Below are 15,732 nucleotides of genomic sequence, written 5' to 3'. Positions count from 1 at the left end.
GGCTGCCGTCCTGATCTCCCTGAACTTTTGGCGGGGCGCCGCACTTCGCCCCGCCAACTTTTCAGATATCGCTCAGCTTGCGGCGGTGAGGGAGGCTTGCACCACCTGCTGGTCAATCGCGCCAAACGGGGTGCTGCCATCGGCGGCGCGCGCTTCCATCCGCACGCGATCCCCGATCGCCATGAAGGCGGTGGCTGGCTTGCCAGCGGCGATGATCTCGATCGCGCGGCGTTCGGAAATGCAGCTCGATCCCACCGTGGCATATTCCGGGTTCGATACCGTGCCCGATCCGATCACCGTGCCGGCGACCAGGTCGCGCGTCCGGGCGGCATGGGCCACCAGTTCGGCAAAGCTGAAATCCATGGCGCGGCCGTTGGCGTGGCCGAACGGCGCACCGTTCCAATCCACCACAAGGTCCAGCGCGACGCGATTGTCGTGCCAGCCTTGACCCAGCGCGGCCGGCGGCACGGCAAAGGGCGCCATGCTGCACGCCGGCTTGGCCTGGACCCAGCCAAACCCGGTCTTCATCTCGATCGGGGCCAGCGTGCGCAACGACCAGTCGTTGATCTGCACCACCAGCTTGATGTGGGCTGCGGCATCGCGTGCGCTGGTGCCCATCGGCACCGCATCGACGATCACGCCAAATTCGCCCTCGAAATCGATGCCTTGGGCAGGATCGGCAAAGGGCACCGGGTCGGTCGGGCCATAGAAACGGTCGGATAGGCCCTGGTACATCAGCGGCAGATCGGTTTCGATCGGCGGCATGTTGAAGGCCACCTGCATCAGGTCACCATGCGTGCCAAAGGCCGAACCATCGAGCCATTGCCAGCTGCGCGGCAGCGGCGCGGCGAGTTGCGCGGGATCGAGCGGCAGGCCGGCACCATCGGCCAGCTCGCTGGAAAGCGCGGCCAGCGTGGCTTCCGCGCTGCCCCAGTTCTCGATCGCGGTCAGCAGGTTGGGCAGGGCAGGGCCGGCAGGCAGATAGCGGGCGGCAGCGGCGCATACGACCACCAGCTGCCCATCGGGCGTGCCATTGCGCAAGGTTGCCAGGCGCATCGCGGTCACTCCTCGATGATCGCGACGGCGCGGGTCCATCCGGCCGATGCGCCCTGGATCTTGTGCGGGAAACAGCTGACAATGAACCCGTGCGGCGGCAGGCTTTCCAGGTTGTGCAGCTTTTCCAGGTGGCAATAGCCGATGTCGCGGCCCGCCTTGTGGCCTTCCCAGATCAGCGAGGTATCGCCGGTTTCCTTGACCTTTTCCGCCGTATAGCTGAACGGCGCGTCCCAGCTCCAGGCGTCGGTGCCGGTCACCTTCACGCCGCGCGTGGTCAGGTACATCGTCGCCTCATAGCCCATGCCGCAGCCCACGTTGACGAAATCCGGGCGCCCCAAGGCGCCACCGGCGGCCGTGTTGACCAGCACGATGTCGAGCGGCTGTAGATCGTGGCCGATGCGGGCCAGTTCGTCTTCCACGTCTTGCGCGGTGACCACATAGCCGTCGGGAAAGTGCCGGAAGTCCAGCTTCACCCCGGGCTGGAAGCACCATTCGAGCGGCACTTCATCGATGGTGATGGCGCGCTTGCCGCCGTCCATGGTGGGGTGGAAATGCCAGGGCGCATCGAGATGCGTGCCGTTGTGCGTGGTGAGCTTGACCCACTCCGCCGCGGCAAAGCCGGCGCCATCGATGGTGTCTTCCTGTGTCACGCCGGGAAAGAAATGGCCGAGTTCGCCCACGGTGTCGGGGTGGGTCTGATAGGTGATCTCGGGGCGCATGAACGGTGGGTCGCTGACCACGTCGTTGCACAGGGTGATCGACAGGTCGATGAAGCGGCGGGCCATCGGGGGGATCCTCTCTTTGCGATGCCGGCGGAGCATGCTGGTGCATGCGCCGCCGGCATCCTGGTCTTGTCAGGCGTAGTGTATCAGGCGGTATGGCCGCCCAGGGTTTCGGCAAACCAATCGGCCAGCAGATCGCGGCCATACGACATGTTGTCGGCCCCGACATGCTCCACGCCACCTTCGCGCGGGGTGAAGATCACCTTTTCGCGGCGCGGCGAATTGACCAGCTGGTCATAGAGATCATCGGCATAGGCCACGCTGATCTGGCGATCGTTGGCCCCGTGGGTGACCAGGAACGGCACCGTGATGCGATCGATGTGGCCGTTGAGGTTCATCGCTTCGGACTTGGCGAGGAAATCGTCCTGGTCCTTGGCGCCGAATGCCCAGTGCACGTGTGCCCAATAGTGCGGCACGGGGTTTTCGCCCTCGCGTGCCATGCGCTTGTCCTGCACTTCGCGCCAGTTGTGGTTGGCACCCCACACCGCGCCCGAGGCAAAGCGCGGTTCATAGGCAACCGCGCGCGGGGCAAAGTGCCCGCCCAGCGAAATGCCGGTCATGCCGATCGCCTTGGGATCGACTTCGGGCTGCTGCTCCAGCCAGTCCACTGCCCGCGAAGCCCAGCTTTCCGAATGCGGATCGACCGGCAGGTCTTGCAGGCGCAGCGTTTCGCCCGAGCCGGGCTGGTCGACGCACAGCGTGGAAATGCCGCGCCGTGCCAGTTCGGTCGGCAGATTGGTCCAGTAGAGCAGTTCCTTGCAGCTATCGAGACCGTTGCAGAACACCACCACCGGCTTTGCCCCTTCGCCCGGCGCGCGGGTGAACAGGGCCGGCATCGTGCCGTTTTTCAGCGGGATTTCCACGCGCTCGCGGTTGATCTTGCCCAGCTGGGTCGATTTGTCGAACGCCGCGCGTGCCTTGGCATAGGTTTCCTTGCGCCCCGGCGCGCCATGGCCCTGCATGCGCTCGGCGGTGAACAGATAGAGCGAGGCGCGCTCCAGCTTGTTCGAGGCCGAGAGCATGCGACCCTTGGCCTCGTCCTCGCCGGCCAGTTCCAGCAGCTTGTCGCCCATGGCGACCCAGGCCTTCATGAACTGCGGCGTGCCGGCGTCGGCACCGTTGGCCGCCGCGTCCTTGATCGGCTGGCACATGTCGACGATCTCGCCGATGCGGCCACCCGATTCCATCGCGATGGCAACCGACAGGTTCCAGATGTAGTTCGGAAAGTATTCAAACAGCGCCATGACGATCAAACCCCGGCCGGCTGGAACAGGCGCGCATCGGGCGCCGGATGCGGCATGGTCTGCGGGCCGCCCACGCCAATGCCCCACTGGTCCATGATCGAGGGCGCCGGCACATGGACCTGGGCCTCGTGCGTTTCGAAATCGACCTGGTCCAGGTCTGCGGTGTATTCCACGGCAAAGCCGGCGGGCGTGGTGAAATAGCTGAAGGTGTTGTTGCCGGCGGTGTGGCGGCCCGGGCCCCAGCGCAGATCGGTGCCGCGCTTCTTGAGGCGGCTGGCGCCGCGCATCATGTCGTCCACCGAGAGCATGTCATAGGCCACGTGGTTAAGGCAGGGCGGCCCAGGCAGGATGGCAACGCGGTGGTGGGCTTCGTTGCAGCGCAGGAAGCACATGAAATCGCCCAGCCAGTCAGAGACCTTGAAGCCCAGCACATCGGTAAAGAACTTGACCATCGCCTGGTGATCGGGCGAGTGCATGACGATGTGGCTGATCTTGACCGGCACGCCTTCCCAATGCGCGAGCGTGCGCTTGTCGCCACGGGCGACATCGGCCGAAATCTCGAACGGCAGGCCATCGGGCGAGAAGAAGCGGAAGCCATAGCCGCCACCCGGCGCATCCATCGTGGCAGGGGCATGGATCACCTTGCAGCCGGCAGCGATGATCTTGTCGTGCAGCGCGTCGACATCGGCCGGGGTGTCGGCGGCAAAGGCGATCACTTCGACGTGGTTCACCTCGGCCTTGTGCAGGCGCACGACATGGTGTTCGTCATGGCCCTGGGCCTTGAACCACACCATGTCATCGGTGGCGGCCACTTCGTCCAGGCCCCAGTCATCGGCGTAAAAGGCGCGTTCGGCGTCATAGTTTTCGACGCCATATCCGACATAGCGGATTTCGGTCACTCGGCTCATCGCTTGGCAATCCTTGGCAAGAAGGCAAAAAAGATCAGATCGGTTGGGCGACCATGGCAAACATCTCGGCCGTGGCCTTGTGATTGTCGATCGGCGGGCCCTTGCCCAACTGGCCCATGCAGATGGCGAGCGAGCTTTCGACGATATAGCGGCAGCGTTCATAGCGCCGGGCGCGATAGGCGCTGAACGCCTCTTCCACGCTGTCGGCCGCGGTCAGTTCCTCGGCCAGCACCAGGGCATCCTCGATCGCCATGCCGGCACCCTGGCCCAGGTGCGGGGTCGTGGCGTGGACGGCATCGCCCAGCAGAACCACGTGGCCCTTGTGCCAGGGGCCATGGATCATCATGCCTTCCAGCGGGCGATAGACCACGCCGTCATCATCGGTGATCTGGCTGGCGAGGGCCTGGATCTGCGGCGCGGCGCCAACCAGCTTGCCGCGCATCGCAGCGGCCAGCCCCTCGCGCGGATAGCGCGGGTTGTCCGGCTCGGGCGTGGTGACGTACATGTAGATCGTGTCGCGCGATACCGGCACCAGGCCAATGCCGATGCGGCCGTTGTAGACGTGCAGCGCATCGAGATCGGCCGGGCGGGGGAAGTTGTAGCGCCACACCGCCTGGCCCGTGAACTGCGGCTTTTCCGCATCGGGCAGGATCATCTGGCGGGTCTGCGAATAGACGCCGTCGGCGCCGATCACCACGGCATAGCGCGCGGTGCTGCCGTCGGACAGCGTCACGTCCACGCCATCATCGGCTTCGTCCAGCGCGGTGACCGTCAGGCCCAGGCGGATGTCGGCGCCCAGTTCGCGGGCGCTGTCGCCCAGCACCTTCTGCAGCGCGCGGCGGCCAATGCCCACGTTCGACGGGCGTCCTTCGACCAGCGACGGGGTGGGCACGCGCGCCACGCGGGTGCCATCGGGCACATAGATTTCCACCGCGTCAAATCCGCAGGCGGCATCGAGGAAGGCATCGAGCACGCCCAGCTGTTCCATCGCGCGCACCACGTTGGACTGCTGGATGATGCCCACGCCATAGACCGACCAGGTCGGGTCTTTTTCAATCACGGTGACACGGTGGCCGGCGCGGCGCAGCGCGATGGCGGCGGAAAGGCCGCCGATTCCGGCGCCCACCACAAGCACGGGCAAGTCTTGCACGTCAGGTCTCTCCCCAAGGGCTGGTTATGACCTGCATCCTAGGGGTGAATACGAATTTGGATACTAGATTGTTTTGATCATCATCCATCCATGGAATGGATCAACTTCGATAGGCCACTTCGCGCAGGCGGGCCATCAGCCAGCGCAGCCCCTCGTCGCTGCTGCGCGTGCGGTGATATTGCACCATTTCGCGCATCGGCTGAAACGCGAACGGCAGCGGCGCCATCGCCAGCGGAAAGGCCGCGATCAGGCGGCGGGCCAGCCGCTCCTGAATAACCGCCAGGCGCTGCGTGTCCATCAACACCCACGGGATCGTGCTGAACGAAGGCACCTCGATCTCGATCCGGCGTTCCAGTCCCATCTGGTTGAGCTGGCGATCGGCAAAGGCATGATCGCGCAAGGCGCCGATCCGCACCGAGACATGGCCGGCGGTCAGAAATGCCTCCAGGCTGGGGCCGCCGTCGGCAAAGGCGGCGTTGTGGCTGGAGCCGATCACCACGTGGCGTTCCTCGCACAGCAATTCGCTGGGATGGTCCGACAGGATGAATTGTTCCGGCGCGATCAGCAGGTCGGCGCGTCCCTCGCGCAGTTCGGTATGGGCAGCGTCGCTGGGCAGCACCAGTTCGATGCGCAGGCCAGGCGCCAGGCGCGGCAAGGCCTGCAGCAGGGGGGCAAGCACGGCGGTCACGACATAGTCCGACGCCACAAGGCGGAACGTGCGCTGCGTGGTCGCCGGATCAAACCGGTTGGAGGCAGCCAACATCGCCTCGACCGATCGCAGGGTATCGCGCACCTGTGGCACCAGCGCCTCGGCAAAGGCGGTCGGGTACATGCGCTTGCCCTGAACCACCAGCAGCTCGTCGGCAAAGTATTCGCGCAGGCGGGTCAGCGCCGCGCTCATCGCCGGCTGGCTCAGGTTCATCTGCCGTGCGGCGGCCGAAACGCTGCGGCTTTCCAGCAGCACGTCGAATGCGGCCAGAAGGTTGAGATCGAGACCTTTGAAGCGCATCTGCCATTCGTCGATAGTTTGAGGGATGATCGATCCATAGCGTGGATCGATCGCCCTGTCTGCGCTGTGCGCGCTGTTTTCACCGCGTGAAACGCTGGCTGCCGCTGGCCGTGGCGCGCGGGCGGGGCGGGGGATACACCCTAAAGGGCAGGGCACGCGCAGGCACAAACGCGCGGCCCGGCAGACAAGAGGGGATGATGACAAGGTCCATGCTGATCATGCTGGCGGCTGCCCTGCCGCTGCCGGCGACGCCCGCGCTTGCCCAGCAAGGAGGCGCTCCGGCTGTGGCTCTACCCGTGCGCCAGGCACTGGGTAAAGTCTTGCCCCAGCGTAGCCCGGAACAGGTCTATGCCAAGGTTTGCGGCTATTGCCATGGCCGCAACGTGGGCCCGATCATCCTGGGGCGTGGCCTGCCGGCCGAGGCTGTCCGCTATATCGTGCGCCACGGGCAAAACGCGATGCCGGCGTTCCGCCCTACCGAAATTACCCCCGCCGAACTCGATGCCCTGTCGCAATGGGTTTCGCAAAGCCCGGCCCGCAAGGAGGAGCACGGACAATGAGCCTCGATCTCGATCGCCGTGGCCTGCTGGGCGCCGGCCTGGTCGGTGCCGCCAGCATTGGCCTGGGCACCGGGGCCAGCGCCGCCAGCCCGGCACCGCTCGCCCCGGGACGCAGCATGGCGGACTTTACCGGCGCGATGAAGGCCTTTCGCGGTGTCGTCGGGGCGGAATGGGTATTTGGCGATGAAGACGCCGTGGCCCCCTACGAAAAGGCCTACATCCCCGATCCGGCGCACCGCTACAAACCGGTGGGTGCGGTCTGCCCGCAATCGCTGGAAGAAGTGCAGGCGATCGTGCGCATCGCCAACCAGTATCGCCAGCCGCTGTGGACCGTCTCGACCGGCAAGAACATGGGCTATGGCATGACGTCTCCGGCCACGCCGGGGCAGGTCGTGCTCGATCTCAAGCGGATGAACCGCATTCTGGAGGTCGATGCCGAGCTTGGCACCTGCCTGCTGGAGCCGGGCGTCACCTATCAGCAGCTCAAGGACTATCTCGACGACAACAAGATCCCGCTGTGGATCGATGTGCCCACGGTCGGCCCGATCGCCTCGCCGGTGGGCAATACGCTCGATCGCGGGGTGGGGTACACGCCCTATGGCGAACACTTCATGTTCCAGTGCGGCATGGAAGTGGTGCTGCCCAGTGGCGAGGTGATGCGCACCGGCATGGGCAGCATCAAGGGCAGCACGGCCTGGCAGGCGTTCAAGTGGGGCTATGGCCCCTATCTCGACGGGCTGTTCACCCAATCCAACTTTGGCATCGTTACCAAGATGGGCATGTGGCTGATGCCCAGGCCGCCGGTCTACAAGCCGTTCATGGTGCGCCATGGCGACATGGCCGACGTGCCCCGCATCATCGAGGCGATGCGCCCGCTGCGCGTGTCGAACCTGGTGGCCAACTGCAACCTGATGATGAGCGCAAGCTATCAGCTCGCCATGTTCAAGCGGCGCAACGAGATTGTGCCTGATGGCGCCCCGCTCGACGATGACAGCGTCAAGAAAGCGGCCAAGGCCAATGGCCTGGGCATGTGGAACACCTATTTCGCGCTCTATGGCACCGACCAGACGATCGCGGGGGTAGAGCCGATCATCCGCGCCAGCCTCACCGCCAGCGGCGGCGAAGTGCTGACGGCGGCCGAAATGGGCGACAACCCCTGGTTTCACCACCACCAGACCCTGATGCAAGGTGGACTCAACCTCGACGAGATCGGCCTGTTGCGCTGGCGCGGATCGGGTGGGGGTCTGGCCTGGTTTGCGCCAGTGGCCGCAGCGCGCGGGGTGGAGGCACAGCGGCAGACGGCGCTGGCGCGCGAAATCGTATCGCGCCACGGCTTCGACTATACCGCCGCCTACGCGATCGGCTGGCGCGACCTGCACCACATCATCGCCCTGCTGTTCGACAAGGCCGATGCGGCCGAGCACCAGCGCGCCGATGACTGCTACAAGGAACTGGTGGTGCGCTTTGGCGCACAGGGCTGGGCCAGTTATCGCACCGGGGTCAATTCGATGGACCTGGTGGCGCAGCAATATGGCGAGGTGAACCGCCGCTTCAACGCAACACTCAAGCACGCGATCGATCCCAACGGGATTCTCGCGCCTGGCAAATCGGGGATCTTCTGATGCGTTTTACCGGAAAGACCGTGGTGATCACCGGCGGCGCCACTGGCATCGGCGCGGCCACCGCCGCCGCCTTTGCCCGCGAAGGGGCCGCCGTGGTGATCGGTGACTGGAACGAGGATGCGGCCCGGATCGCGCAAGCCATCGTCGGTGCTGGGGGCCGCGCCACCTTCCGCAAGGCCGACGTGCGCGATGCGCGTGTCCATGCCGATCTCGTGGCCTTGGCGCTCGATACCTATGGTTCGCTCGACATGGCATTCAACAACGCCGGCGTGCTGCCGCCGCCGCTGCCCTTCCATGAAGTGCCGCCCGAAAACCTCGACCTGATCTTTGATGTCGATATCAAGGGCGTATTCTATGCCATGCAGGCGCAGATCCGCCATTTCCTCAGCATCGGCGGTGGGGCGATCGTCAACACCGCCTCGGTCGCCGGGCTCGTCGCCGATCCCAACATGGCGCACTATGTTGCCGCCAAGCACGCGGTGGTGGGCCTGACCAAGGCGGCGGCGGTGGAATATTCGGCGCGCCATATCCGCATCAACGCCATCGCGCCCGGTTTCATCGCCACACCGATGACGCAGGCCTGGCTCGATAGCGACGATTTCAGGCAGGCGTTCTTTGCCCACAACGTATCGGGCCGGGCCGGCGCGCCCGAGGAAGTGGCCGGCACCGTGCTGCACCTGTGTTCCGATGCCGCCAGCTTCTGCAACGGCGCGCTGTTCGTGATCGATGGCGGGCAGACGGCGCATTGAAAAACGTCCGCGCGTGGAAGGAGACCTCTATCATGAAGATGCCTATGTTCATGTTGGCCGCAGCGCTGCTGGGCGCGACACCGGCCCTGGCCCAATCAGCGGAAAAACCGCTGCAATACGAGGTCATTCCCACCGGCCCGATCAGCATGTTTGCCAATGTCACCCTGATCAAGGGAGACAAGAACGCGGTCTTGGTCGATGTGCCGTTTGCCCGATCCGATGCCTATCGCGTCGCTGCTGCCGTGCTTGATAGCGGCAAGCATCTGCAGACCATCGTGATCACGCATGATCATCCCGATCACTTCTTCGGGCTGGATGTGCTGGCCGATGCCTTTCCCGATGCGCAGATCGTGGCCAATCCGGTGGCGGCGCGCGATATGGCCCGGTCCATCCCGATCAAGTTCAAGCGCTGGAGCGGGCAATTGGGCACCAACGCGCCCCGCCGCCCGGTGCAACCGGTGGCGATGACCGGCGACAGCATCGATCTGGACGGGCATCGCCTGCAGGTGCTGGGGCCGATGCAGGGCGATCATGTTGATTCGACCGTGGTGTGGGATGCCCAGGCGCGCACCCTGGTGGCGGGAGACGTGCTCTACAATGGCGTGCACGTGTGGCTGGGTGAACATACGCCGGCGCGCTATGCGGCCTGGCTCGCCACGCTCGACCGCCTTGATGCGCTGCATCCGGTGACGGTGATCGCTGGGCATCGCCACCCCGGCGCGGCCAACGACAATGGCGCGATCGGCTGGACGCGGGACTATATCAAGACGTTCGTGGCCGCGCGTGCCGCCAGCCATTCGTCGGCAGAGATCGCTGCGGCAATGAACAAGGCCTATCCCGATGCGACCGAGGTCTATGGCGGGTTCCTGCTCGGCACGTCGAGCAAGGTGGGCGCAGGGGAAATTCCGCCGTGGGATGAGTGACGGGGGCGGCGGAGCGTAGGGCCCCGGATCATGTCCGGGGCCCTATTTATCCCGATCTGCCCAGCCTGATCAGGCCTGTGCGGCGGCGATATAGCCGTCGATGCACTGGTCCAGCACTGGCAGCGGCATTGCGCCGGGCAGCAGGCCGGCATCGTGGAACGTGCGGATATCGAACTTGCTGCCCAGCGCCGCGCGCGCCTTGGCACGCAGGCGCAGCCAGTCGAGCTTGCCCAGCATGTAGCTGCACGCCTGGCCCGGCCACACGCAATAGCGTTCCACTTCGGTGATCGCCATGGTTTCGGGATCGCCGATCGTGTCGGTATAGAACTTCACCGCCTGTTCGCGGCTCCAGCCCTTGGCGTGCATCCCGCTGTCCACCACCAGGCGCACGGCGCGGAAAATGCTGTCGTGCAGCTGGCCGACATGGCCGAGCGGGTCGTTTTCATAAACGCCCATCTCCACCGCCAACTGCTCGGCATAGAGCGCCCAGCCTTCGCCATAGCCGGAAAAGAACTGGATCTTGCGCAGCGTCGGCAGGCCGGCTTCCTGCGCCAGCGACAGCTGCAGGTGGTGGCCCGGCACGCCTTCGTGATAGGTCAGCGTGGGCAGCGTCCAGCTCGGCACTTCGGCGGTGTCGCGCAGGTTGATGTAATAGGCACCGGGGCGCGTGCCGTCGAGCGAGCCATTCTGGTAATAGCCGCCCGGTGCGCCGGCCTCGGTGGCCTTGGGCACGCGGCGGATGTCTAGCTTGGTCTTGGGCAGGGTGCCGAAATACTGCGGCAGGCGCGCTTCCATCGCCTCGACCTGGCGGTTGAGGTCGGCCAGCAGCTTGTCCTTGCCTTCGTCGGTATTGGGATAGCGGAACTTGGGATCGTCATAGAGCGCGCGCAGGCGTTGGCCCACGGTACCCTGGGTATAGCCCTGGCTCTTGAGGATGGCATCGGCCTGCGCGCTTTGCTGCGCGATCAGTTCCAGGCCGGTGCGGTGGATTTCCTCCGGCGCCATGTCGCTGGTGGTATAGCTCTGTAGCGACAGGTGATAGAGTTGCTCGCCCTTGGGCAGGCGGGCGACCCCGGCGGTGTGCACCGCCTTGGGCTGCAGGCTTTCCATCAGCGCGATCTGGCGATCGAGCGCGGGTTGCACGCGCTTGGCCACGATGGCTTCGGCGCGGGCCTGCCACTGGCCGGGGATGTGCTGCTCCGCCGTGCGGTGGACAATCGACGACACCATGTTGGACTGCGCCGCCGGCACGTCGCGCAGCGCCTTGAGCTGGGTGAGCGCCTTGGCCAGGATGAAATCGGGCGGCACCACGCCGGCGGCCACGTCGTGGCGCACGGCGGCACTGTCCTGGTCGATCGCGGTGGCAAAGGCGTCCAGCCGCGAAAGATAGGCATCGGCATCGGCCGCATTGGCGATCGTGTGCTGGCTGTCGAGGAAATCGGGGATCTGCTGATAGCAGCCGGTCAACTGCGTGACGACATAGGGCGAACCGACCGTGACAAAGGTGCGGTTCATCGTGTCGTTGAGCTGGGTGGAATAGAGGATGCTGGCATAGTTCCAGCGGTTGTTGCCGGTCAGCTTGGCGGCATCGATCTTGCGTAGGGCGGCCAGATCGCGCGCGGTGCGGGCCTTGGCATCTTCCCACGCGTGGAGCGAGCGATCATCGAGACGCGCCTTGGCGCCGGCATGCGCCCCGCTGTCCACGCCCAGCCCGGTGGCCATTTCGGGCGAATGCGCCAGCTGATCGGCCAGCATGCTGTCGAACAGGGCATTGAGCCGCCGGTCTTCGCCGGAACTGGAAGCCGCATCGTTGGCAGGCATGGTGGAAGCGGTGGTTGCGGCGCGGGCAGTGCCCAGGCTCGACAGGGCGGCCAGCCCGGCGCTGGCGGCGCCGGCCTTGAGGATGTGGCGGCGGTTCATCGGCAAGTCCGTTACAAAGTGGCTGCCGCGCCCGTATTGAGGGGGGCGCCGGGCGCGGCAGCGGGGGGGAAGGGCTGCCACAGCAATGGCAACCACCTTCGCGCGATAGCGGATGGTTGCGGTTGAAAGCAAAGACGCTGGTCGATCCCAGCATGTCGTTGGCCGATCGCAAACGGGATGTCGCCCTGGTTGCGATCGGCCACGATGGGTCTCGCGATCAGGCGACCTGGGCGTTGCGGGCGCGCTGCCGCCGCAGGAAATGGGCGCTGACACAGGCGGCAAAGACCGCCAGGCTCAGCGCCACCTGCAGGCGTTGATCGGGCATCATCGCCATCATCACCAGCACGGCGATGATCCCGCCCACCGCCGTCCACGAAATCACGGGAAACGCCCAGACCTTGACCGTCAACTGCTCACCGGCCGCGTCGAGCCGGCGGCGCAGGGCGATCTGGCTCAGGGAAATCAGCAGATAGACGCACAGGATCGTCGCGCCCGACGATTGCAGCAGGAAGGTGAAGAGCGCATCGGGCGAAAATACCGAAGACAGCACCACGGCAAAGCCGGCCACGCCCGAAACGATGATGCCCAGCGCTGGCACGCGCCGTGCCGAAACCCGCCCGAACGCTGCCGGGGCATCGCCGCGCTGCGCCATTTCAAACAGCATGCGCGAGGTTACGTAGATCGCCGAATTGAGGCACGAGACGATCGCGGTAAAGATCACCGCACCGATCACCGCTTCCGCACCTGGCACCTTGATGATCGACAGTGCCGCCACGAACGGCGACTTGCCCGAAACCACGTTGGCCCAGGGCAGGATCGCCAGGATCACCGCGATCGAGCCGATGTAGAAGAACATGATGCGCAAGGTGACGGTGCGCGCCGCGCGCACGATGTTGCGCGCCGGGTCTTCGGTTTCCACGGCAGCGATGGTCGCCACTTCCGAGCCCATCATCGAAAAGATCACCACCGGAATGGCGGTGAACGCCGCGCCCAGCCCCATGGGAAACGCGCCGCCATGGCTGGCAAAACCAGCCGTCAGCCGCGCCAGGCCCGGCCCGAAGCCAAAGATGTAAGCCAATCCCAGCGCCATGAAGCCGATGATCGTGATCACCTTGAGCGAGGCGAACCAGAACTCGAACTCGCCATAGGTCTTGACCGAGAACAGGTTCACCAGCGTCATCGCGGCGATCAGCAGCGCGGCCAGCGCCCACATCGGCAGGGGAATGAACGGCATCAGCATGTTGGCGCCGGCGATCGCCTCCACCGCGATGGTGATCACCCAGAAATAGTAATAGAGCCAGGCCGTGGTGAACCCGGCCCAAGGGCCAAGCCCCAGCGCGGCATAGCCGGTGAACGAGCCTACGCCCGGGCGCGCCATGGCCATTTCGCCCAGCATGCGCATGATCACGAAGACCAGCATGCCACACAGCGCATAGGTCAGCAGCACGGCCGGCCCGGCAATGTGGATCGCCGCGCTCGATCCCACGAATATCCCCGCGCCGATGATGCCCCCGATCGAGATCATGGCGACATGGCGCGGCTTCAACGAATGGGCCAGCGCTTCGCCGGGGGGAGATGCAGACATGATCAGTGGCTCGCTTTCTTGGCAGACTGTTGCGCCTGGTAACCCTGGCGCTGCTGGTCGATCAGATAGGCATGGATGGCCTCGACATCGGCCTTTGTCACCACATCATCGAACCGGGCCATGCCCATCGGTGCCAGCGCGCCTTTCAGCACGATATCGTTGAACATGGCATGCACTTCGGGCGGCACGCGCGAAAGATCGGGCGTGACACCGGGCGTGCCCAGCACGTGGCAGCGCGAACAGTTCTCGGTGAACTTGTCCTCGCCGCGGGCGATCAGCGCCGGGCTGGCCTTGAGCGGCGGGGGTGGCAGGTAGGGCGGGACCTCGCGCTTGTCGGGCATCGGCACCGCGCCACCGCCCAGCTTGAACACCAGGATGCGGTTGGCATTGCGGTTGGCATAGGCCGCGCTCGATGGTGGGATCGGGAACGTGATGCCCGATCCGCCATAGCCGGCCTGAACCGCCACATATTGCACGCCGCCGATCTTGTAGGTCATCGGCGCGGCCATGATGTGGCTGCCGGTCTGGATGGTCTTGATCGGCGCGCCGGTGCGCGCGTTATAGATCCACAAGCTGCCATCGCCGCGCCCCTGGAACACCAGGTTGCCCGCCGTGCTCAGCACCCCGCCGTCATAGCCGCGCACCCCTTGCGAGGTAACGCGTTCCCACACCACTTTCCTGGCCACCGGATCCCATGCGCGCAGCACCTCGCGCACCAGTTTCACGCCAGGGCGCTCTTTCTGCAGATCGTCTTTGGCGGGCAACGGCCCGAACACGCGCTTGAGCGCGGCGGGATCATAGAGATCGTCGGGGAAGATCCCGTCCGACGAGAAGAAGCCTTCGAGATGGGTGAGCGAGCCGCCGTTGGCCTTCATGTTGAGCAGCACGTTGCCGGCATCGATCGCGGGAATATAGACGAGCCCGGTCTGCGGGCTGAACGACATCGGGTTCCAGGTGTGCCCGCCGGCCCACGAAGGATAGACGTTCTTCGGGCTTTTCGAATAGTCGGCATGCTCGGTAACCAGCGGCCGGCCGGTGGCAAGGTCCACGCCCTTGGCCCAGTTCACATAGGTGAACGGATCAGCCGACAGAAGTTTGCCCGTTTTCAGGTCCAGCGTGTAGAAAAAGCCGTTCTTGCAGGCCTGCATCACCACGCGGCGAGGCTGGCCGGCGATGGTCAGGTTGGCAAAGACGAACTTCTGGACCGCGTCATAGTCCCATTCGTCACCCGGCGTCGTCTGGTAGTACCAGTTCATCCGCCCGCTCTGGGCATTGACCGCGATGATCGAGGCGTTGAACAGGTCATCATGCCGCACGCCGTCGGCCGAACGCAGATAGGGCGAGGCGTTGCCGGTGCCAAACACGATCTGGTCGGTTTCCGGATCGTAGGACAGCCCGTCCCACACCGTGCCGCCGTTCTGGGTGCGGCCATCGCGGTTGGGCCCCCACGATTTGGCCGCCATGGCCAGTTCGGGATGCTCGAACGGCTGCCCGGGTGCGGGTGGCACGGTGAAGAAGCGCCATTTGAACGCACCGGTCTTGATATCCCAGGCCGAGATATAGCCGCGCAGATCGCCGTCGCCGATATCGGCGCCGGCATTGCCGATGACCACGGCATCCTTGGTCAGGATCACCGCGCCGGTAGAGGCATAGGGCTGCTTGTGGTTGACGATCGTATCGGCGATCCAGCGGGCCTTGCCGGTCTTGGCATCGATCGCGTGCAGCCGCCCGTCTTCCGACGCGACAAAGACCGTGCCGTCGCGATAGGCGACCCCGCGGTTGACCACATCGCAGCAGGCATTGCGGCCCCACTGCCCATCCACTTCGGGATCATATTGCCAGAGCAGCGCGCCGGTGGCGGCGTCGAGGGCATAGACATTGCCCCATACCCCAGAGGTATACATCACCCCGCCGACCACCAGGGGCGTGGCTTCCTGGCCGCGTTCGGTGCCCATGTCGTAAGACCAGGCATAGGCCAGCGAGGCGGCGTTGGTTTCGTTGATATCGGTAAGCGCGGAATACCAGGTGCCCGCCGTATCACCCCCGGTCAGCGGCCATTCGGTGCCGGCAGTGGGCGCCGCCGGGCGATCAGCCTCCGTATTTGGCGTATCAGCCCGGGCGCTGGTGCAGGCGTTGAGCATCAGGGTGCCGCCGCCCATGGCGGCAGAGGCAAGCAGGATCAGGACTGCCTGGCGCAGGGTCTTCATGGGCCTCACTTTCCGGT

General features: G+C 65.3%; 13 protein-coding genes. 4 read left to right on the top strand and 9 right to left on the bottom strand.

The genetic code is table 11. The annotated features are described in order from the left end of the window. Nucleotides 1-72 precede the first annotated feature (72 nt). The 6 genes from SCA01S_RS11605 to SCA01S_RS11580 all read right to left on the bottom strand — a co-directional run bounded on the left by SCA01S_RS11605 (nt 73) and on the right by SCA01S_RS11580 (nt 6,149). Entirely contained in the window at nt 73-1,056 is a 984-nt protein-coding gene (locus SCA01S_RS11605) for a fumarylacetoacetate hydrolase family protein (protein ID WP_062785967.1), read from the bottom strand. Nucleotides 1,057-1,061: 5 nt separating this feature from the next. Then, on the bottom strand, nt 1,062-1,841 hold the full coding sequence (locus SCA01S_RS11600; protein WP_054130353.1) for a cyclase family protein: 780 nt from the start codon (nt 1,839-1,841) through the stop codon (nt 1,062-1,064). 83 nt (nt 1,842-1,924) lie between these two features. Beyond that, complete coding sequence (locus tag SCA01S_RS11595) at nt 1,925-3,082, bottom strand: alpha/beta hydrolase family protein (protein ID WP_062785707.1); 1,158 nt, start codon at nt 3,080-3,082, stop codon at nt 1,925-1,927. A gap of 5 nt (nt 3,083-3,087) precedes the next feature. Next, entirely contained in the window at nt 3,088-3,990 is a 903-nt protein-coding gene (locus SCA01S_RS11590; protein ID WP_022675207.1) for a VOC family protein, read from the bottom strand. A 34-nt stretch (nt 3,991-4,024) separates the two neighbouring features. After that, nucleotides 4,025-5,140: an FAD-dependent oxidoreductase gene (locus SCA01S_RS11585; RefSeq protein ID WP_054130351.1), complete on the bottom strand. Its 1,116-nt coding sequence runs from the start codon at nt 5,138-5,140 to the stop codon at nt 4,025-4,027. A gap of 100 nt (nt 5,141-5,240) precedes the next feature. Beyond that, complete coding sequence (locus SCA01S_RS11580) at nt 5,241-6,149, bottom strand: LysR family transcriptional regulator (RefSeq protein ID WP_062785705.1); 909 nt, start codon at nt 6,147-6,149, stop codon at nt 5,241-5,243. A gap of 197 nt (nt 6,150-6,346) precedes the next feature. Here SCA01S_RS11580 and SCA01S_RS11575 point away from each other — a divergent pair, with 197 nt between their 5' ends. Genes SCA01S_RS11575 through SCA01S_RS11560 form a run of 4 tightly spaced genes read left to right on the top strand, consistent with a single transcriptional unit; the run spans nt 6,347 to nt 10,003 of the window. After that, the gene (locus tag SCA01S_RS11575) at nt 6,347-6,709 is read left to right on the top strand and encodes a c-type cytochrome (RefSeq protein ID WP_245652528.1); all 363 of its coding nucleotides are present in this window, start codon (nt 6,347-6,349) and stop codon (nt 6,707-6,709) included. After that, nucleotides 6,706-8,331 (top strand): FAD-binding oxidoreductase, encoded by a 1,626-nt coding sequence (locus SCA01S_RS11570; RefSeq protein ID WP_062785703.1) that lies wholly within the window; start codon nt 6,706-6,708, stop codon nt 8,329-8,331. Before SCA01S_RS11575 ends, SCA01S_RS11570 begins: the two co-directional genes overlap by 4 nt. Further along, nucleotides 8,331-9,080: an SDR family NAD(P)-dependent oxidoreductase gene (locus SCA01S_RS11565; protein ID WP_062785701.1), complete on the top strand. Its 750-nt coding sequence runs from the start codon at nt 8,331-8,333 to the stop codon at nt 9,078-9,080. Before SCA01S_RS11570 ends, SCA01S_RS11565 begins: the two co-directional genes overlap by 1 nt. Nucleotides 9,081-9,112: 32 nt before the next feature. Beyond that, nucleotides 9,113-10,003 (top strand): MBL fold metallo-hydrolase, encoded by an 891-nt coding sequence (locus SCA01S_RS11560; protein ID WP_022675213.1) that lies wholly within the window; start codon nt 9,113-9,115, stop codon nt 10,001-10,003. Nucleotides 10,004-10,072: 69 nt separating this feature from the next. Here SCA01S_RS11560 and SCA01S_RS11555 read toward each other — a convergent pair whose 3' ends face one another. From SCA01S_RS11555 to SCA01S_RS11545, 3 genes are all read right to left on the bottom strand, one after another. Then, nucleotides 10,073-11,923, bottom strand: coding sequence for a DUF885 domain-containing protein (locus SCA01S_RS11555; RefSeq protein WP_062785699.1), 1,851 nt, complete (start codon nt 11,921-11,923; stop codon nt 10,073-10,075). A gap of 217 nt (nt 11,924-12,140) precedes the next feature. Then, nucleotides 12,141-13,508, bottom strand: a complete 1,368-nt coding sequence (locus SCA01S_RS11550; RefSeq protein WP_043607777.1) for an amino acid permease — start codon at nt 13,506-13,508, stop codon at nt 12,141-12,143. 2 nt (nt 13,509-13,510) lie between these two features. Next, entirely contained in the window at nt 13,511-15,715 is a 2,205-nt protein-coding gene (locus tag SCA01S_RS11545; RefSeq protein ID WP_062785697.1) for a PQQ-dependent dehydrogenase, methanol/ethanol family, read from the bottom strand. Nucleotides 15,716-15,732 lie beyond the last annotated feature (17 nt).

Origin of the sequence: Novosphingobium capsulatum NBRC 12533 (genome assembly GCF_001598375.1) — a bacterium.
GTDB lineage: Bacteria > Pseudomonadota > Alphaproteobacteria > Sphingomonadales > Sphingomonadaceae > Novosphingobium > Novosphingobium capsulatum.
This window is presented reverse-complemented; position numbering and strand designations above follow the sequence as displayed.